Below are 19,304 nucleotides of genomic sequence, written 5' to 3' on the forward strand. Positions count from 1 at the left end.
TCTATCGGTTGGTGCCATCGCCCGGGGGCGGCGACGGTTGTTGCTGCTGTTGCTGCAGCTGACGGCGGCGGGCCTGGATGCGTTCGCGGATGGCCTGCATCTGCGCTTCGCTGGGACCGTTGGTGTTTGCAGTGGGTGCGGCGGCCGCGGCCGGTGCAGGCGAGGCGGGAGCCACGTTGCCATCGGCGGCACGGGGGGTGGGCAGCGTCTGGCTGGGCGTTGGCTGCGGTGGCGGCGGCGGAACCACCGCGCCAGGCACAGGCGGTGTGCCAGTGGCTCCGCGCAGCGCGGTCGGCGCTTCACCGCCCTGGCCATTGAACACGGCCAGTTCCAGCACCTGGCTGCCACTGGAGCCGATCACCGTGGCCTGGCGCGGTTCCAATGCCACCAGCTGCCAGCCATCGACTGCATCGCCGTTGAGGCGCAGGCGCAGCGACCGGCCCTGCTCGGTGGTGAAGGTGGCCATGCTGAAGTCGCCGGTCATCAGCACGCCGGTCAGGCGCAGTGCCGGACTGGCGGCGGCTTCACTGCCCCCCAGCAGGTACGGGCGCGGCTTGCGGTCTTCGGCGAACAGGGGCCGTTCGCTGATCACGCTGTAGCTGTCTGCGCCGGCCATGCGTTCGGGCGCCAACACGGGCAGCGCCGGCAGCGCGGCCTGCGCGTCGCCCTCCGCACTGACCGTGGGCAGCTGGCTGCCAAGACCGAAGCCGGTGGCCAGCCAGAGCGCTGCGGCCCATCCGGCCAGCGCCAGCAACAGCCCGGTGCGCAGGCTGATCTGCTCAAGCTTCATCAGCCACCTCCTGCGCATCGGTGGCAGGCTGCTCCGCCGGTGACGGCACAGGTGCCGGCGGCGACACCGCCGGCGCCGCTGCAGGCGGCGTGGCCGCGGGCGCTGTCGAGGGATCGGCAGCAGCCGCCGGCAACAGGTAGCCGGCCAGCTCGAAGGACACGTCCAGGCCGAGGCCGGATTCGTTGGGCGATTGCTGGAAGCGCTGTGCGATCAGGTTGAGGTTGTCCACGAACAGGCGCGGGCTGCCGGTCTCCAGGCTGTGCAGCACGGTGGCCAGTTCGGCCACGCCACAGCGCAGGCGCACCTGCATGGCCACGCGCACGAACGCAGCATCGCGACGGTTGTCGCTCAACGGCGTGCGGTTGCTGATGGTGCAGCTGCGGTTGCCCGGGCTGGCCATCGCCACTGCATCCTGCAGGCGTGCGCCGAGCGCGGCCGCGGCGGCCTCGGCGGTGGCTTCCTGCAGGAAACCCGGGCGCTGCTGCAGGGCGTCGCGGGTTGCGCGCAGCCGCTGTTCGATCTGCGGCTGCTGATGCAGCTGCGCCTGCACGCGCTGCTGGCGCTCGCGCAGGGCGGCGGCATCGGCATCGATGGCGCGCAGCGGCTGGGTGAACCACGGGTGCACCAGCAGCAGGTAGGCCAGGCCCAGCACTGCCAACAGCAGTGCCAGTGCCAGCCAGCGGTCACGGCGTACGCTTGGCATCGGCATTGGCCGCCTCCGTGGTTGCAGTCGGGGCGGGTGCCGGCGCCGCTGCCGCCGAAGGCAATGGCTGCAGCTCGGCGGTCAGGGTGAAGCGGTCGCGGCCACTGGCGGCACCGTCAGCCTGCAGCACGCCGGTAAGGTTGACCTTGCGCCACTGCGGCGCGTCCTGCAGCAGCGTGACCAGCTGCGATGCTTCGCTGCTGAGGCCGATCAACTGCAGGCTGTTGTTCTCGATCGCCAGTTTTTCCAGGTAGGTGCCATCGGGCAGGCGTCGGGTCAGCTCGTTCCAGACTTCGACGGTACTGGCGCGCTGGTTGCGCTGTGCTTCCAGGAACGCCGCTCCATCCAGCAGCGCCTGCAGCTGGCTGCGTTCGCTGGCCACGCCACGCGCACTGCGGGCGCTGCGCTCGACGTCTGCGCGCAGCGCATCGACGGCGTCACGACGGTTGTCCAGCAACTGCATCGCCGCCAGCACCAGCATCACCAGCGCAGCCATGGCAAGCAGCAGGTTCCAGCGCCGCATCGGGTCCGGTCGCTGCTGACGCTGCGCGGGCGGCAGCAGGTTGACCTGCAGCGCGCGGCCCTGGGCATCGATCGCATCGACACCGGCCAGCACGTCGGCCCACGCGCCGATCTGCGCGCGCCAGTCATCCAGCTGGCGCAGCGGCCAGGCCACCAGCTCCACCTGCAGCAGGCCTTCGCCGGCACTGCCCAGCTCACGGATGTCATAGCTGACCTGGCTGGCTTCGAACGGTGTCTGCCGGTCGATCTCGTAGCCGACCACCGCACGCAGGCGGTCAGCGGCTGCGGCAGGAAGACGCAGATTGCGCCGCAGGACCTGCCCGGCCGGCAGCAGCCACACCCGTGGCAGGCTGCGCAGGCGCGGCTCCAGCACGCGGTCCAGGTCCGCCGGTTGCAGCGGCCACGGCAGGCGGGCCACGGGCTCGAGACCGTCGCCGGTTTCACGCCAGACCTGTAGTTGCCCGTCCTCGCACTGCAGCAGCAAGCGGGTCTGCGACCAGCCCAGCGCCCATTGCCAACGCATCGGCACCCAGGCCAGCAACGACTGCCGCCACCAGCGCAGGAAACGGCCGGCACCGGGGCCGATCTGGCCCTGCACCTGCCGCAGACTGTCCTGCCACGCCGTCATCTTGCTGCCATTCCCTGCTCCCAGCGAAGCACTGTGTAGGTCCGGCCGGGCACCCCGCCCGATCCGTTGCGCACCACCGCCTGCAGCACCGACAGGCGTCCGCTGCCGTCAGTGGCGCGGGACTCGATACTATAGGTGCCACTGCCGCTGGCAAGCGCTGATGCACCCGCAGCGTTATCTCCGTCACGCTCCTGCTGGGCGCGTTGCGCCAGCAGTTGTTCCGCATCCAGGCCCAATGCCGTCAACACCGGTCCACTGGCGAAACGTGGATCCGGGCGCGCCTGCCGGCTGTAGAGCGTCAGGTGCGGCAGCATCGCGGCATACAGCGACCCGCGCATCCCCAGCACCCGCTGCAGTTCGCCCAGGGTTTCAAAGCGCTTGTTGCGCGGGCCATAGGGCAGGCCTGCGGCGGCGTACTCCGGCGCCTCGGCACCGCCACCGGGCTGCAGCAGGCTGTCTTCGTCGCGCCAGTCGATGATCGCACCGGCCAGCTGCCTGGCGCTTTCTGCCGGCTCGCCCAGTGCCTGCATGAATGCGGACAGCAGGGCCGCATCGGCCAGGTTGAGGTTGATCTTGCCGTTCTCGTCCAACACCCGGATCTCGATGCGGGCGTCGTCGAACTGCCAGCGATAGGCGCGGCCATCAGCCTGCCACGGCGGACGCTGCGGGTCCGGCTGCAGCCGCAGCAACGCGTATTCCAGGCCGGCGCGGGCGCGCTCCTGGCCGCGTGCGTCGTCACCGAGCACCCGCTGCTGCAGGTGTTCGACCCGTGCGCTGAGCGCAAAGGCGCCGACCAGCGCGGTCATCAGCGCGATCAACCACAGCACCAGGACCAGCGCGGCACCACGTGGACGCTTCATCGCGCACCTCCGCTGCCACCGGCCCGCAGTGACACCACCAGCGGCGGCCACGGCGTGCCCCTGGCCGGCACGATCTGTACTTCCACCAGCAATGGCAGGCGTCGGGTGTCCTCCCAGCGTGGCAACCATTCGGTCAGCTGCCCGTTGCTGGCGTCGACACCGCGGTAGCGCAGCCTTACGTCCTTCAACTCCTCCGCCAGCACTTCGGGCGGGCGCGGCGGGTTCTCTTCGATGCGCTCGCCTTCCTGCAGCAGCACCAGCCCCAGCAGCAAGCGGCGGTGGCCGGCTGCGCCATCCACCTGCAACGCATGCAGGTAAGGGCCGCCACGACCGAGATAGCCCGGCAGGTCGGCAACGAACTGCATGCCCTGATCGTCACCCTGGAAGAACACCGGTTCGCGGGTGGGATCGGGCACTTCCAGCGGGCTGCGCAGGGCACTGGCGAGCTGCCGCCGCAGCAGGGCCTGCACTGCGCGCATGCGTTCGCTCTGCGCGGCAATCTGCTCGCCGCGCTGGCTGATCGCCATCGCCGAGCGAACGCTGGCGAACGCCAGCGCCAGGCCGCCTGCCAGCAGCACCGTGGCCAGCATCACTTCGACCAGGGTGAAGCCCCGCGCGCGGCGCCTCATCGCGCATTCTCCAGCGCGGGCGGCAACAGACGCAGGCTGCGCCAGCGCAACTGCTCGCGTTCACTGTCGCCCCAACGCACCTGCAGCTGCAGTTCCGCCAGCCAGGGTGCGCCCGGCGACTGCGCAGCGGGCAGCGCACCACTGCGCGGCTCGGCCCAGGGCTGCACCTGCAGCTGCCAGTGATAACGCCCCTGCTCCCACTCGCCCTGCTGGCTGCCGACCTGCAGCGGTGCTTCCACCCCGGCGGCGGCCAGCAACGACTGCGCGTGCAGCACCGCGCGCGTGCGCAGCTCGGCGTCGCGCACCTGCCGCGCGCCACCGGACAGGCTGCCCAGCAACAGCGTCAGCGCCAGCCCGAGCAAGGCGAAGGCAACGATCACTTCCAGCAGGGTAAAACCACGGGCGCGCGACCTCATTGCGCCCGCCACGGTCCGGAACGGACTTCACCGGTCAACCAGCCGACATCGATGCGCCACTCGGCGCTCTCCAGCTGCAGGCGGATGCGGCCGCCACTGGAGCCGCCGTCGGGATGGAATTCGATCACGCCCTGGCCGGGCGCGGTGGCCAACTGCGCGGCACCTTCGAACTGCACCTTCAGCTTGGCCGGCACTTCACCGTGGCGCTGGCTGGCGCCCTGCCAACGATGCTGCGCCGGTTCGATCACGAAGCGCTGCGGTTCGCCGCGGGCAATGGCCTGCGCGCGCACCATGCGCAGCTGGTTGGCGATGTCCTTGCCGGCACTGCGCAGCTGCATGCCGGCAAAGCCGCGCGACATGCCAGCGGCGGTGATCAGGCCGATGGCCGCGATCAACGCGATCACCAGCAGCATTTCCAGCAGCGACAGGCCCGCCGCGCGCCTGCCGTGCAGGCGCGGGCGTGACACCCGGCGCGGCAGGAAAAGCAGCATGCGTGCTTACGGCTGGTAGCGGATATCAGCGTCGACGCTGCTGCCGCCAGCCTTGCCGTCCTTGCCCAGGCTGATCAGTTCATACGCCTGGCCCTCGCCCGGTGCGCGGTACTCCAGCGCGTGGCCCCACGGGTCGTTGAGGTCGGCAGGCTTGGCATACGGGCCCAGCCAGCCACCGACGCCGGCCGGCGCGGTCACCAGGTCGTTGAGCGAGGCGGGCAGCTTGCCGGTGTCGATCTGGTAGTTGTCGACCTTGGAGGCAACGGTCTGCACCTGCGCCTTGGCGATGTTGGCCTTGCCACGATCGGCGCCGCCGAGCACGCGGCTGGCGACCAGGGTCAGCACCGCGCCGATCAGCACGATGACGATGATGATCTCCAGCAGGCTCATGCCCGACTGGTGGCGTGCGGCGGTGAAGGAAAGGCGGATCGGTCGACGGGAAGCAATCATGGTCGGTCCTTTCAGGTACGGGATGTCGGGGTTGCGAAGGAGGCCATCGTCAGCCGATGGCGTTGGTAAGGTCGTACAACGGCACCAGCACGGCCACGATCACCGCGCCGACCACCGAGGCCAGCACCAGGGTGATCGCCGGCACCATCGCCGCCAGCAGGCGGTCGATGCGGCGGGCGCTGTCCTGTTCGAAGGTATCAGCAGCTTTCAGTAGCATGGTATCGAGCGCGCCGGACTCCTCGCCGACCTGGATCATCTGCAGCGCCAGCCGGGGAAAACGCTTGCCGCGCGACAACGCCAGCGACAGGCCGGTGCCGTTCTTGACCTCGTCGGCGGCGGTCTCCAGGTCTGCCGCAAGGGCGCGGTTGCCAAGCACGTTGCGGGCGATGCCCAGCGCCCCCAGCAGCGGCACGCCGTTGCGCAGCAGTGTGCCCAGGGTGCGCGCCAGCCGAGCGGTTTCCAGCTCGCCCAGCAGGCGACCGATGCCCCGGCGCTGCAGCAGCCAGCCATCCAGCGCCAGACGGAACGCGGGCTGCCGCACCTTGCGTTCGAACAACAGCAGCAGCACGCCCGGCACCACCAGCAGCAGCACCCACCAGTCGCGCACGAACAGGCCCAGCTGCAGCACCAGGTTGGTGAACCATGGCAGCGCCACGTCCAGGCTTTCGTACATCTGTGCGAACTGCGGCACCACGTAGCCCAGCAGGAACAGCAGCGCACCACCCACCACCACCAGCAGGATCGCCGGGTACACCAGCGCGTTGATCACCTTGCCCTGCAGCGCACGGCTGCGTTCGAGGTAGTCGGCCAGGCGTTGCAGCGTGTCGTGCAGGCTGCCACCGGCTTCGCCGGCGCGCACCATGTTCACGTATAGACGCGAGAACAGGCCGTGCTGGCGTTCCAGCGCAGTCGACAGCGGCGCGCCACCACGCACCACGTCGCGGATGTCAGTGATCGCGCGGCGCGAGCGCTCGTCTTCGGGCAGGCTGAGCAGGATCGACAGCGCGCGGTCCAGCGGCTGCCCGGCACCGAGCAGGGTGGCCAGCTGCTGGGTGAACTGCAGCAATGCCGCGCCCTGCAGCGGACGCTGGCGGAACAGGCCGCGCAGGCTGCTGCCGCCAACCGCCCCCCCGTCGGCCAGCTGCGTTTCCATCGGCAGATGGCCCTGGTCCTGCAGGCGCGCGACCAGCTCGGCCTCGCTGGCCGCTTCCATCTGTCCGTCGAACACTTCACCGTGTGGGTTCAGTGCCTTGTAACGGTAGTTCGGCATGTCAGCGTCGTCCCTGCACGCGCATCAGCCTTCCTCGGTCACGCGCAGGACTTCCTCGAGGGTCGTCTGCCCGCTCAGGGCCTTGCTCAGGCCGTCCTCGTACATGGTGCGCATGCCGGCTTCGCGGGCGATGCGCTCGATCTCGCCCATGCCATCGCGACGCATCACCGCACGGCGCAGCGCGTCGTTCATCACCAGGAATTCCATGATGGTGGTGCGCCCCAGGTAGCCGGTCGGCGCCAGCGCCGAAGGCTTCGGGCGATACAGGTAGATCGTTCCATCCGGTTGCAGGCGGCGCAGGTCGAAGCGTTCGATCTCTTCCGGCGAGGCTTCGTAGCGTTCGGCGTGGGTCGGCTCCAGCCGGCGCACCAGGCGCTGGGCCAGGATGCCGTTGATGGTGGAGGTGAGCAGATAATCTTCCACGCCCATGTCGAGCAGGCGGGTGATGCCGCCTGCGGCATTGTTGGTGTGCAGCGTGGAGAGCACCAGGTGGCCGGTCAACGCTGACTGGATCGCGATGCGCGCGGTTTCCAGGTCGCGCATTTCGCCGATCATGATGATGTCCGGATCCTGGCGCACGATGCTGCGCAGCGCATTGGCGAAATCCAGCCCGATCTGCGGCTTGGCCTGGATCTGGTTGATGCCTTCGATCTGGTACTCGACCGGATCTTCAACGGTGATGATCTTGACGTCGGCGGTGTTGAGCTGGCTCAGCGCGGTGTACAGCGTGGTGGTCTTGCCCGACCCGGTGGGGCCGGTCACCAGCAGGATGCCGTGCGGCTGTTCAAGCACCTTGCGGAACTGCGGCAGGAAGGCATCGGTGAAGCCCAGCCGATGGAAGTCGAACACCACCGTCTCGCGATCAAGCAGGCGCATCACCACGCTTTCGCCGTGCGCGGTGGGCACCGTGCTGACACGCAGGTCCAGTTCCTTGCCCTGCACGCGCAGCATGATGCGGCCATCCTGCGGCAGGCGGCGCTCGGCGATGTTGAGCCGGGCCATGATCTTGATGCGGCTGATCACCGCGGCGGTCAGGTTGGCCGGCGGGCTCTCGCCTTCGACCAGCACGCCATCGACGCGGTAACGCACCTTCAACCTGTTTTCGAACGGCTCTACGTGGATGTCCGACGCGCGCAGTTCGACCGCGCGCTGGATCACCAGGTTGACCAGGCGGATCACCGGCGCTTCGGAAGCGAGATCGCGCAGGTGCTCGATATCGTCCACTGCGCCGCCCTCGCCATCGGCCGTTTCCACGATCGCGCCCATCGCACTGCGGCCCTGGCCGAACCAGCGCTCGACCAGATCATCGATCTCCGCGCGCATGCCCAGCAGCGGCGTGACCGGTACACCCAGTGCCAATTGCACGGCCTGCTGCGGGTAAGGATCGTGGGCGTCGGCCAACCACAGCTGCACGCCGTGTTCATCCAGCGCCAGCGGGCACACGTGGAATTGCTTGAGGAAGCGCAGCGACAGCGGCAGGCCTTCGGCCAGCGCCTGCGGTGGCGATTCAGGCAGCTGCCGTCCTTCCAGCAGCGGCAGGCCCAGCACATCGGCGCTGGCCTGCGCCTGGTCACGTTCGGACACCAGCCCAAGCCGTACCAGCAGGCCAAGCAGGCTGCCACCGGACTCGGCATGCAGCGGCCGCGCACGTGCCAGATCTCCTTCCTTGAGCCGACCACGTGCCAGCAGCGCATCGAGGATGCGGCCTTCAGTGTCGTCGGTGGCAGTGGCAGCGAGCGCGTTCACATGACTCTCCTGTCGATCGTCCCGACTTTAGCAGTTAAGCCGTGGTTTCCACCCGCTCCGGTTCTTCTTTCGTAAAAAGACGAGGCCCGTCACACAGGTAACGGGCCTCGCTTGTTCATTTACGACAGCCGGTGATTACTGGGTCGCCAGAATGCTCACCCCGCTGTAAGCCGCTTCACCCACCACCTTGATGTAATAGGTACCGGCCACCGGCTTGGCCACGCGCACGGTTTCGGTATTGCCCGGGCGGGTCGACTTGGCATCGTTGTCGGTCGCGGTGGGCACGCGGCCCTGCGCCAGGTATACCGACACGTTACCGCTGCCGCCGTAGGTCAGCACGCTCAGCGTCTTGCCGGCCGCCGCTTCGAAGGTATAGACGGTTTCGCTGGCGGCCGCACCGGCCAGCCCGCCCACGGTCACCTTGTTGGTCAGCGGAATGCCTTCCGGCTCGCAGTTCTCGGTGCACGGCTCCTTCAGCGCGGCATCCAGTGCGGCCTTGGCATCGAGGATGCCGGTACCGATCGGGGTGGCCGCCGGGATGGTCACCGGGAACTTGCGCGCCGACTGCTTGAGCAGGGTTTCCAGCGCGGCCGGGGCCAGCGGCTCCTTGCCCTTGGCGATCAGCGCGCTCTGCACCATGGCAGCCACCGCGGCAACGTGCGGCGAGGACATCGAGGTACCGCCCTTGCCCATCAGCACCCACTCACCGGCGTCCGGGGTGGTTTCCGAACTGGAACCGACCTGCCAGATGTAGCCGTTCGGGTTGCCGTCGACACTGCCGCCACCGCCCGGGGCCGACAGGTCTACCGCGGTGCCGTAGTTGGAGTAATAGGTGATGCCACCGGTGACACGGGTCGCACCCACCGCCACCACGTTGTTGCAGCTGGCCGGACGGTACTTGGACGCGTTGTCGGTTTCGTTGCCGGCCGCGACCACCACCAGGGTGCCGCGCGACACGGCGCCGTTGATCGCGTCCTGGTAGGCGGCATCGCAGGCGCCACCACCGCCCAGGCTCATGTTGATGATTTCCGCCGGATTGGTGTTGGCCGGAATGCCCGGCACGGTGCCGCCCGACGCCCAGGTGATGGCGTCGCTGATGTCGGCCAGGGTGCCGCCGCACTTGCCCAGCACGCGCACCGGCAACACCTTGGCCTTGTAGGCCAGGCCTGCCAGGGCACTGCCGTTGTTGGTCACCTCGGCAATGGTGCCGGCCACGTGCGTGCCGTGCCAGGAACTGCCTTCCGGTTCGGAACCGGTGTAGCACTCGTTGGCCGTTTCCACCCAGTCGCCGTAGTCGGTGGCACCCGGTGCGCGGCCATCGTTCGGGCGGCGCGAGGATTCCTTGTCACTGATGAAATCGTAGCCTTCCAGCAGGTTGCTGCCGAAATCCGGCACGCCCGGCAGGATGCCGGTATCGAGCACGGCGACCACGATGCCCTCACCCTGCGAGAGATCCCACGCGGCCGGTGCATTCACACCACCGGTGGCGTTGAAGAAGTTCCACTGGTACTGCGCGTAGTTGGGATCGTTGGGCACCAGTGCCGGCTGCGCATTGGTGGCACGCAGGTCCGAGCGCTGCAGGCGCACGTTGGCCACCGCGTACTGCACCGACGGATCGGCATTCAGTTCAGCCAGTACCTTCTGCATGTCGGCCGAGCCCAGCCGGGACTTCAGGCGGATCAGGTCGCCACCGGTACCGAGCTTGCGCTCCACCAGCGGGGAAAGTGCCGCAGCACGGCTGGTGGTGCCGCTGCTGACGATGGCACGCGACAGTGCCGACTGCACGACCGAGAGCTTGGTCGAACGATCGCTGGCGGCCGCGGTGCCGTTGCGGTACTTCACGATGATGCCGTCCACGCTCTGCTGGGCAGTGCTGGCCACGCGCGCCGGTTCCTTGGCCACGCCCGGCTTGGCCGCATGCGCCGCACCGACGCCGACAGTCAGCGACAACACGGCGGCAGCCAGCACATTGATGCGAAGGGTCTGCTTCTTGGTCACGTTCGAAATCCTCTTCAAGGTCATGGTTGAGCTTTCCTTCTCCGTCCGTTGCACGGACGGAGCTCACTACGGCCATCACTCCCTGCGACTGCCCTGGCTGGCCCACCAGGGTTGCCATGCCACGCCCCTTTGGCGCTCACTGCTCGACGTGCCGATGGGTTGTCCACCGGCACGTTGTTGCGCACTTACCAGCCGAAGCCGGCACCCACGCCGACCGAGCTGTCATCACTGCTGAAGGCACCACCGACGGTGACCGTGGCGCGATCGCTGATCGCACGCTGGTAGCCCAGCGACATGGCCGACTCGCCTCCCTGGAAACCGATGCCGACGCCGACCCGGTTCTGGGTGCGGATGCCGGCGGCACTGGTGGCCATGTTGAGCATCGCTGCGCTCATCGCGCCCTGGCGGTCGATGCGGCGATCCATGTGGCGCAGGCGCCCATCGACTTCACCCTTGAACACATCGAAGCTGTCGGTGACTGCCTGCACGCGGCTGTCGGTGTAGCTGTTGGCGGTGGTGATGCCACGATCCAGCTGGCCCTTGTTGACCGCATCGGTTGCGGTGGTACCGGCCGCCACGTTGGTGACCTGGCGTTCGTTGCCCTCACTGCCGACCGAGACGGTGTTGGCGCGATCGGCAACCGAGCCCTGGCCCAGCGCCACCGCATTGGCCGCCGTTGCACTCGCGCCCTGGCCGACAGCGGTGGACGATGCGCCACTGGCGACAGCGCCATCGCCCATCGCGACGGCGTTGACGCCACCGCCTGCGACCAGTGCTGGCTGAGCACTGCCTGCGCTGGCGGCGGTCGGCGTGCCCTGCACACGGGCCGTTGCCGATCCGCCATCAGCCAGGCTCGCGTCGGTGGCAGCCGACGCCGTGGCCACGTTGGACGCGTCTGCGTCCAGCGGAGCGGCCATCGAACGCAGGCTGGCCGCGCCGGAACGCGTGCCGCTGGCGGTGCGACGATCGATCTCGCTGACCTTGCGGTCCAGTGCGCCCAGTGCGTCGCCGACGTTGCTGTAGGTGGACCCCTGGATCACATAGTTCGGCGCGACGAACACGCCCTGCATGCCGACGCTGGCACCGCCGCCGAGGAAGCTGGCGGCATCGCTGAGCGACTGGAACAGCTGCCCACCGTTGATCGCCTGGCGGCTGCCGGAGGCGATGCTGCCGGCGCCGACGTTGTCGATGGTGGTGCCCTGGATACCGGCCAGGGTCAGGCGGTCACGGCTGGCATCGTCATAGCCGACCGAGCTGGCCGCGCTGGTTTCAACGGTGGCGATGCGCGAGTCGAAATCACCGACCCGGGTTTCCACCGCACCCACGCGCTGGTTGGTGACGTTGAGCTGTGAACCGGTCACGGCGTCGCTGCTGCCGGCGGCGATACGGCCATCGGCAACGTTGACGATGCGGCGTGTAGCAGGACCATCCGTGCCGTTGCCGCCGCCGACCGACACCACGTTTGCATCCACCGCACGCGCGCCGGCACCGAGTGCCACAGAGTTGCTGCCGGTGACGGCGGCATTGGCGCCTACGGCCAGTGATGCGTTGCCGACGGCGCTGGCGTTGCTGCCCAGTGCATTGCTGCGGTTGCCACTGGCAGTGGCACTGGAGCCCACCGCCACTGCGTTGGTACCGCTGGCAGTGGCGGTGCCGCTGCCGTTGGCACGGAAGTGCCTGCTGGTGGCGTCGGCGGTGGAGGCCACTGCATCCAGCTGGCCCTTGTTCACCGCATCGTTGGCCTGGGTACCGGCGGCCACGTTGGTCACCTGGCGGTTGATCGCGCTGTGGCTGACCCCGGCAGCATCGACCCACTCCTGCGCCGCACCCACCGATACCGCATTGGCACGGTCGGCCAGCGAACCTGCACCGAGCGCCACGCTGTTGTCGGCGTCCTTGGTGGTCCAGGTATTGCTGCCCAGCACGGTGGCATTGGTGGCCTGCGCATAGCTGTTGTAGCCGACCACGGTGGCACCGTCCTCGGTGGCCCATGCCTCGCTGCCGATCGCGGTGGTGTGCTGGCCCGTGCCAACGCTGTTGGCGTCCTGTCCGGCCAGCGCGTTGAAGCCGACCGCCACGCCATTGAGCCCGGTGGTGGCATTGTTGCCCAGTGCGGTACCGAACTGGCCGGCGCGCGCCTGCACGCCGAAACCAGCACCGGCGATCTGCGCGACGGTGCCCTGGCCCACGGCTGTGGACACTTCGGCGGCCTGCGCGCCACTGCCCAGCGCGGTGCCGAAGAAGGCGGACGTGGCACCGGCGCCGTAGGCGGTGGACTGCCAGCCGTTGGCCGACGCGAAGTTGCCGACGGCGGTGGCTTCGCGACCATCAGCGGTTGCGCCATAACCGACCGCGGTTGCGGCCAGCCCGTTGGCCTGGGCGATGCCGCCGACGGCGACCGCACCGATGCCCTGCGCCTGGGACTGCGCACCGAGGGCCACACTGGCCGGGCCTGCGCTGCTGCTTTCCACGCCGATGGAAATCGCGCCACCGGCCGTGCTGCTGGCGCTGCTGCCGATCGCCACACCGTCTTCACCACTGGCCAGCGCATTGAAGCCGACGGCGGTGGCGTTGGCCGCGACCGCGGTGGCGCCACTGCCGAGCGCACTGGTGCCATTGCCGATCGCATTGGCCGCTTCACCGGCCGCCAGCGCATTGTCACCTTCGACGTAGGCACCGGCGTCGCTGTCGGCACTGCCGCTGGCCTGGAAGTGCTTGCTGGTCTTGTCGGCGACACTGGCCACGGCATCCAGCTGGCCCTTGTTCACTGCATCGGTGGTCTCGGTGCCGGCGGCAACATGGGTGACCTGGCGTTCACCGCCCGCGCTGCCGACGGCCACCGTGTTGTCACGGTCGGCCTTCGAACCTGCGCCGAGGGCGACACTGTTGACACCGTTGGCGGTCGCGCTGGCACCCAGGGCGGTGCTGTCAGCCGCATCGGCCCATGCATTCCAGCCGATCGCGGTGGCGTAGTCATCGGTCGCCCAGGCACCGGCACCGAAGGCCGCCGCACCGGTACCGCTGGCACGCGACGGGATCAGGCCGAAGAAGGTGCTGCCGCCGATGGCGACACTCTCTGCGCCACTGGCTTCGCTGGACTGACCGACGGCGACGGCGCCGCTGCCTGCTGCCGCCGCTCCGAAGCCGACAGCCGTGGTGTTGGCACCAGTCGCCGCCGAGCCGTAGCCCAGTGCAGTGCCGAGGCGGCCGCTGGCTTCGCTGTAGCCACCGATGGCGGTGGTGCCATCGGCCGAAGCGGCACTGCGGAAACCGCTGGCCAGCGACTGCGCACCGCTGGCGACGGCCTCCGCACCGTTGGCGGTGCTGTAGACGCCGCTGGCCTGTGCAGCGGTGCCGGTAGCGGTGGCGCTGATGCCACTGGCTACCGCGCCGTTGCCGAGTGCGGCACTGTCTTCACCGGTGGCCTGCGCGTTGCTGCCTACCGCAGCCGCATTGCTGCCCGTGGCCAGTGAGTTGATGCCCACGGCGGTCGCGTTGGCGGCCACGGCCGTGGCACCACTGCCGAGCGCGGTGGCGCCATTGCCGATCGCATTGGCCGCTTCACCGGCAGCCAGTGCGTTGTCGCCTTCCACATAGGCACCGGCATCGCTGTCGGCGCTGCCGCTGGCCTGGAAGTACTTGCTGGTCTTGTCCGCCGTTGCGGCGACAGCATCGAGCTGGTTCTTGTTGACCGCATCGGTGCCTTCGGTGCCAGCCGCCACGTGGGTCACCTGGCGTTCGCTGCCGGCGCTGCCGACGGCCACCGTGTTGTCACGGTCGGCCTTGGAGCCTGCGCCCAGGGCGACGCTGTTGGCACCGTTGGCGGTAGCGCTGGCACCCAGTGCCGTCGACTCGGCGCCATCGGCCCACGAATTCCAGCCGATTGCAGTGGCGTAGTCGTCGGTGGCCCAGGCACCGGCACCGAACGCCGCTGCGCCGTAGCCACTGGCACGTGATGGCACCAGGCCGAAGAAGGTGCTGCCACCAATGGCCACGCTCTCATCGCCGCTGGCTTCGCTGGAATCACCCATCGCCACCGAGCTGGCGCCCGACGCCGCAGCGAACACGCCGGCAGCGGTGCTGTTGGCACCACTGGCCACGGTGCCATAGCCCAGCGCCGAGCCGAGGCGACCGCTGGCTTCGCTGTAGCCGCCGACTGCGGTGGTGCCGTCTGCAGAGGCTGCCGAACGGAAGCCACTGGCCAGCGACTGCGCACCGCTGGCGACCGCCTCGGCACCGTTGGCCGTGCTGTACACCGCCGTCGCCTGCGCGCCTGCACCGGTTGCGGTGGTGCTGGTTTCGCTGGCCACCGCGCCGCTGCCGAGCGCCGCACTGTCTTCGCCCGTCGCCTGTGCGTTGTTGCCCACCGCAGCCGCACTGCCGCCGCTGGCCAGGCTGTTGAAGCCTACCGCCGTAGCGTTTGCCGCTACCGCTGTTGCACCACTGCCGAGTGCGGTGGCGCCGGTGCCGATCGCATTGGCGGCCTCACCGGCGGCCAGCGCGCTGTCACCTTCCACGTAGGCACCGGCATCGCTGTCGGCGCTGCCGCTGGCCTGGAAGTACTTGCTGGTCTTTGCGCCTTCGGCGGCCACCGCGTCCAGCTGGTCCTTGTTCACCGCATCGGTACCCTGGGTACCGGCGGCCACGTTGGTGATCTGGCGGGTGTTGCCGCCGCCACCGACCGACACGGTGTTGTCGCGGTCGGCAATCGAATCGGCACCCAGCGCCACGCTGTTGGCACCGCGCGATTCAGCCGCATTGCCCAGCGCGGTGCTGTTGATGCCCGGCGCATAGGCGCCGCCACCGACCGCGGTGGAATAGTCGCCGGATGCTTCGGTCGCCAGCAGGCCGAACAACGATCCACCGACGGCCACGGCATTGGTGCCGGTAGCCAGGCTGCCCTGGCCGGTGGCGGTGCTGTAGGCACCGGACGCTTCCGAATCGCCACCAAGCGCGACGCTGTTGGAACCGGAGGCGTTGGCGAAGTTGCCGAAGGCAGTGGCGTTGAATGCCGAGGCGTTGGCGTAACCACCGATGGCGGTGCTGTAGCCACCGGTCGCTTCGGCACCGATGCCGAATGCTGCCGACGCGGTGCCACTGGCCACGCTTTCACTGCCGACCGCAGTGGCGGCCTCACCGCTGGCGTTGCTGAAGTAGCCTACCGCCACGGCTTCTTCGCCGCTGGCTTCGGACAGCACGCCGCTGGCGGTGCTGCCAGCGCCGCTGGCCACCGAGGCCGCGCCGAAGGCCGCACTCTGCTCGCCGCTGGCTTCGCTCTCGGCACCATGAGCAGTGGCGTATTCGCCGGTCGCCTGTGCGTTGGCACCGATGGCGCTGGCATTGGCCGCGCTGGCCAGGGCATTGAAGCCGATGGCCTGTGCGTTGCCGGCCAGTGCATTGGCGCCACTGCCGAGGGCGGTTGCGCCGTTGCCGATGGCATTGGCCGATTCACCCGCGGCCAGCGCGTTGTCACCTTCCACGTAGGCACCGGCGTCGCTGTCGGCACTGCCGCTGGCCTGGAAGTACTTGCCGGTGGTCGCGGCACTGGCTGCAACCGCGTCGAGCTGCGACTTGTTCACCGCATCGGTGGCCTGGGTACCGGCCGCCACACTGGTGATCTGCCGCTCATTGCCCGCGCTGCCCACCGACACGCTGCGGTCGCGGCTGGCCACCGAACCGGCACCCAGCGCAACCGCGTTGTTTCCGCTGGCCGTGCTGCCCGCGCCCAGGGCGATCGCACTTTCACCGCCGGCCACCGTGTTGGTGCCGATGGCGATGCTGTTGATGCTGTTGCCCAGCGCCTGGAAGCCCAGCGCAACACTGTTGTCGCCGTAGCTGAAGGCGCCACGGCCGACGGCGGTGGAACTGGTGCCGTTGGCCCAGCTGTTGTAGCCGATGGAGGTGGCACCGTTGGCGCTGGCCCATGCCGCCGGACCAAACGCGGAGGCATTGCGGCCGGTGGCCCACGCGCCGGCACCGAAGGCGGTGGCGCCTTCCTCGCTGGCAGTGCTGTAGCCACCCACGGCGGTGCTGTCATCGGCCTTGGCGAAGGCGCTGTCGCCGACGGCGACGGCATAGCTGCCGGTAGCGCGCGACTTGCCGCCTGCCGCGAAACTGTTGTCGCCGGTGGCCTGTGCCGCATTGCCGAAGGCGCTGCTGCTGGCACCGGTCGCCTGCGCGGCATTGCCGACGGCGGTGGAACCGGCCGAAGCGGTGGTGCCGATCTGCACTGGGTTGCCCTGCTCATCCAGCAGCGGCTGGTTGTATTCGTCGTAGGCCTGGCCGAGGCCACCCACGGCTACCGCACCGTCACCGTCGGCGAAGGTATTGCGACCCAGCGCCACGCTGTCGGCGCCGATGGCCGCAGCGCCTGCGCCCTGTGCCAGCGCGCCGGCACCGATGGCGTTGCTGGCCGAACCCGCCGCTACCGCACCCTCGCCTTCTGCGTACGCACCGGCATCGCTGCCGCTTTCCGGCTGCGCCTGGAAGAAGCGCGCGGTGGTGTCGGCGGTGCTGGCCACGGCGTCCAGCTGGGCCTTGTTCACTGCATCGGTGGCTTCGCTGCCGGCCGCCACGCTGGTGATCTGCCGCTCGTTGCCGGCACTGCCCACGGCCACGCTGTTGGCGCGCACCGCTTCGGAATTGGCGCCCAGTGCAACGCTGTTGGCACCACGCGCAGTGGCGTAGTAGCCGACGGCGGTGCTCTGCGTGCCACTGGCCCAGGTCTGCGCGCCCAGCGCGCTGGCGTTCTCGCCCGGTGCATAGGCGAAGTAGCCCACTGCGACCGACTCGGCACCGGAGGCCTCGGTCAGGCTGCCATTGGCCACGGCCTGGTCGCCGCTGGCGATGGCACCGGCACCGACGGCCGTGGCCGCTTCGCCACTGGCCTGGGTCTGCACGAAGAAGCCCAGGCCCGGGATCAGATCGGCCGGGCCACCGATGGCCACGCTGCTGGTGCCGGTAGCGTTGCTCTGCGTACCGACGGCCGTGGAGTAGTCGCCGATGGCATTGGAGACAGCACCGAATGCCGACGACTGCGCACCTGCCGCGTAAGCTCCCACACCATACGCCGACGCTGCAAAACCACCGGCATCGGCGCTGGCGCCGACGGCGGTACCACCGACCCCGGCACTGGTGGCGCCGGTCTCTACCGGCACGCCACCACTGGTGATCAGCGGATTGCCATCGGCATCCACCGCAGCACCGCCGACGGCGACGCTGCCCGGGCCGACTGCCTGCGCGTTGTTGCCGAAGGCCGCGCTGTTCTGGCCAGATGCAAGCGCGTTGTTGCCGACCGCAGTGGCGTTCTGCGCGACGGCGGTCGCACCTGCACCGACGGCGGTCGTACCGTTGCCGATCGCATTGGCGGCTTCGCCAGCGGCGAGCGCGTCATCTCCCTCGGCCAACGCACCGGCATCGCTGTTGCTGCTGCCGGTGGCCTGGAATCGCTTGGCGGTGGTATCGGCTACCGCTGCCACGTCGTTCAATTGAGCGACGTTGACCGCATCGGTGTCTTCGGTACCGGCGGCAACACTGGTGATCTGCCGGGTCAGGCCGTAGTCGACCGCACCCACCGACACGGTATCGACGCGGTCGGCCAGCGAGCCGGCGCCCAGCGCCACGCTGCCGGTAGCCACGGCCGCCGAATTGGAACCCAGCGCGGTGCTGTATTCGCCCACCGCCGTGCTGAACGCACCGACGGCAATGGAGGCTTCGTTGGCGGCAGTCGCACCGCGGCCCAGCGAGGTGCTGCCTGGGCCCATCGCCACGGCACCCGCGCCGACCGCGGTAGCGCCATCGGCGCTGGCTTCGGACAATGCACCCAGTGCGGTGGCTGCGCCGTTCTCACTGGCGGCCACGGCACTTGCGCCTACCGCCGTATCGCCAAGGCCGAAGGCGGCCGCACTCTGCCCGACCACCACGCTGGCATCACCAAAGGCGAGCGCGTTCTGGCCGAAAGCACTGGCACCAAGTCCTGCGGCAATCGCCTGGGTGCCGACCGCGGTGGTGGCGTTGGCCAGCGACTGGCTGCCACTACCGACCGCGATGGCGCCCTGGCCTTCGATCTTTGCCGCGTCGCTGTCATCACCAGCGCCATCGGCCTTGAAATAGCGGCTGCCCTCGGCCGCCGCCTGCGCAAGCGCGGCCTGCGTGGCGCGCGCCTGTGCATCCAGCTGTGCCTTGTTCACCGCATCGGTGGCGGCGGTACCGGCGGCGACATTGGTCACCTGCCGTTCCTTGCCTGCATCACCGACAGAAACGGTGTTGGCGCGCGTTGCCTTGGAGCCGGCGCCCAGCGCCACGCTGTTGGCGCCGGTGGCGCTGGTACCCGCACCAATCGCCACCGCGTTGCTGCCCTTGGCGCTGGCGCTGCCATCGACCGCGCACTTGTCCAGCACCTTGCTGTTGAGCACCACGCAGTTCGCGCTGCCCCCAATCTCGACCGACTGCGCCGCAGCGATGCCGGTCATGCCCAGTCCCATTGCCAAGGCCAGCGCTGCAGCCAGTCGTGCCGGCGCGGCATCGGTCGCACCGCGGCGCTGGTCGACGACCCCGCCTGATGAGCTGGAAGAGGCCAGTTCCGAGGCCACCACCAACTGACCCAATGCTTTGTTCCAGACCTTGCGATAAATCCGATTCATCGGTACGGCTCCTGATTGGACTGGTTTTGGGCAAAGCAACGCCACCGCCGAGCCTTCGTGGCCCAACGTCCCCTGGGGGCGTTTATTCGCGTGATTTACTGCGGGTATTGCCGAACGGCGCGCAGGGACAGAAAACCGAGCGCATGCGCCGTGCGGTTA

12 protein-coding genes are annotated in these 19,304 nt (G+C 69.0%); all 12 read right to left on the reverse strand.

The window, feature by feature from the left end:
- Window position 1: 1 nt before the first annotated feature.
- The gene (locus tag LC407_RS18970; protein ID WP_223483409.1) at window positions 2-790 is read right to left on the reverse strand and encodes a general secretion pathway protein GspN; all 789 of its coding nucleotides are present in this window, start codon (window positions 788-790) and stop codon (window positions 2-4) included.
- Window positions 780-1,493, reverse strand: coding sequence for a type II secretion system protein GspM (gspM, locus tag LC407_RS18975; RefSeq protein ID WP_263292389.1), 714 nt, complete (start codon window positions 1,491-1,493; stop codon window positions 780-782). Before gspM ends, LC407_RS18970 begins: the two co-directional genes overlap by 11 nt.
- A complete protein-coding gene (locus tag LC407_RS18980) occupies window positions 1,474-2,643 on the reverse strand; it encodes a PilN domain-containing protein (RefSeq protein ID WP_140226166.1) in 1,170 nt (389 codons plus the stop codon). Before LC407_RS18980 ends, gspM begins: the two co-directional genes overlap by 20 nt.
- Window positions 2,640-3,503 carry a type II secretion system protein GspK gene (locus LC407_RS18985; RefSeq protein WP_025876700.1) on the reverse strand — a complete coding sequence of 288 codons (864 nt, stop codon included), beginning with the start codon at window positions 3,501-3,503 and terminating at the stop codon, window positions 2,640-2,642. The genes LC407_RS18980 and LC407_RS18985 overlap by 4 nt, the downstream gene beginning before the upstream one ends.
- On the reverse strand, window positions 3,500-4,132 hold the full coding sequence (locus LC407_RS18990) for a type II secretion system protein J (RefSeq protein ID WP_032977169.1): 633 nt from the start codon (window positions 4,130-4,132) through the stop codon (window positions 3,500-3,502). The genes LC407_RS18985 and LC407_RS18990 overlap by 4 nt, the downstream gene beginning before the upstream one ends.
- Window positions 4,129-4,548 (reverse strand): prepilin-type N-terminal cleavage/methylation domain-containing protein, encoded by a 420-nt coding sequence (locus tag LC407_RS18995; protein ID WP_154879310.1) that lies wholly within the window; start codon window positions 4,546-4,548, stop codon window positions 4,129-4,131. Before LC407_RS18995 ends, LC407_RS18990 begins: the two co-directional genes overlap by 4 nt.
- A complete protein-coding gene (locus LC407_RS19000) occupies window positions 4,545-5,039 on the reverse strand; it encodes a GspH/FimT family pseudopilin (RefSeq protein WP_025876706.1) in 495 nt (164 codons plus the stop codon). The genes LC407_RS18995 and LC407_RS19000 overlap by 4 nt, the downstream gene beginning before the upstream one ends.
- A 6-nt stretch (window positions 5,040-5,045) precedes the next feature.
- The gene (gene gspG / locus LC407_RS19005; RefSeq protein WP_032951922.1) at window positions 5,046-5,489 is read right to left on the reverse strand and encodes a type II secretion system major pseudopilin GspG; all 444 of its coding nucleotides are present in this window, start codon (window positions 5,487-5,489) and stop codon (window positions 5,046-5,048) included.
- A gap of 49 nt (window positions 5,490-5,538) precedes the next feature.
- A complete protein-coding gene (locus LC407_RS19010; protein WP_025876710.1) occupies window positions 5,539-6,759 on the reverse strand; it encodes a type II secretion system F family protein in 1,221 nt (406 codons plus the stop codon).
- Window positions 6,760-6,783: 24 nt separating this feature from the next.
- Window positions 6,784-8,505: a type II secretion system ATPase GspE gene (gene gspE, locus LC407_RS19015; RefSeq protein WP_059065971.1), complete on the reverse strand. Its 1,722-nt coding sequence runs from the start codon at window positions 8,503-8,505 to the stop codon at window positions 6,784-6,786.
- Between the two features lie 135 nt (window positions 8,506-8,640).
- Window positions 8,641-10,527 carry a S8 family peptidase gene (locus tag LC407_RS19020; RefSeq protein WP_032977158.1) on the reverse strand — a complete coding sequence of 629 codons (1,887 nt, stop codon included), beginning with the start codon at window positions 10,525-10,527 and terminating at the stop codon, window positions 8,641-8,643.
- Between the two features lie 161 nt (window positions 10,528-10,688).
- Window positions 10,689-19,145, reverse strand: a complete 8,457-nt coding sequence (locus LC407_RS19025; protein WP_223483411.1) for an ESPR-type extended signal peptide-containing protein — start codon at window positions 19,143-19,145, stop codon at window positions 10,689-10,691.
- Window positions 19,146-19,304 lie beyond the last annotated feature (159 nt).

Source organism: Stenotrophomonas sp. OVS01A (assembly GCF_019969775.1).
Taxonomy (GTDB): domain Bacteria; phylum Pseudomonadota; class Gammaproteobacteria; order Xanthomonadales; family Xanthomonadaceae; genus Stenotrophomonas; species Stenotrophomonas indicatrix.

Bases quoted from the DNA above. Each gene is read 5' to 3' on its own strand.
- LC407_RS18970 (WP_223483409.1), bottom strand. From the start codon at position 790: ATGAAGCTTGAGCAGATCAGCCTGCGCACCGGGCTGTTGCTGGCGCTG.
- LC407_RS18990 (WP_032977169.1), bottom strand. From the start codon at position 4,132: ATGAGGCGCCGCGCGCGGGGCTTCACCCTGGTCGAAGTGATGCTGGCC.
- LC407_RS19020 (WP_032977158.1), bottom strand. From the start codon at position 10,527: ATGACCTTGAAGAGGATTTCGAACGTGACCAAGAAGCAGACCCTTCGC.
- LC407_RS19010 (WP_025876710.1), bottom strand. From the start codon at position 6,759: ATGCCGAACTACCGTTACAAGGCACTGAACCCACACGGTGAAGTGTTC.
- LC407_RS18995 (WP_154879310.1), bottom strand. From the start codon at position 4,548: ATGAGGTCGCGCGCCCGTGGTTTTACCCTGCTGGAAGTGATCGTTGCC.
- LC407_RS19000 (WP_025876706.1), bottom strand. From the start codon at position 5,039: ATGCTGCTTTTCCTGCCGCGCCGGGTGTCACGCCCGCGCCTGCACGGC.
- gspM (WP_263292389.1), bottom strand. From the start codon at position 1,493: ATGCCAAGCGTACGCCGTGACCGCTGGCTGGCACTGGCACTGCTGTTG.
- LC407_RS18985 (WP_025876700.1), bottom strand. From the start codon at position 3,503: ATGAAGCGTCCACGTGGTGCCGCGCTGGTCCTGGTGCTGTGGTTGATC.
- gspG (WP_032951922.1), bottom strand. From the start codon at position 5,489: ATGATTGCTTCCCGTCGACCGATCCGCCTTTCCTTCACCGCCGCACGC.
- LC407_RS18980 (WP_140226166.1), bottom strand. From the start codon at position 2,643: ATGACGGCGTGGCAGGACAGTCTGCGGCAGGTGCAGGGCCAGATCGGC.
- LC407_RS19025 (WP_223483411.1), bottom strand. From the start codon at position 19,145: ATGAATCGGATTTATCGCAAGGTCTGGAACAAAGCATTGGGTCAGTTG.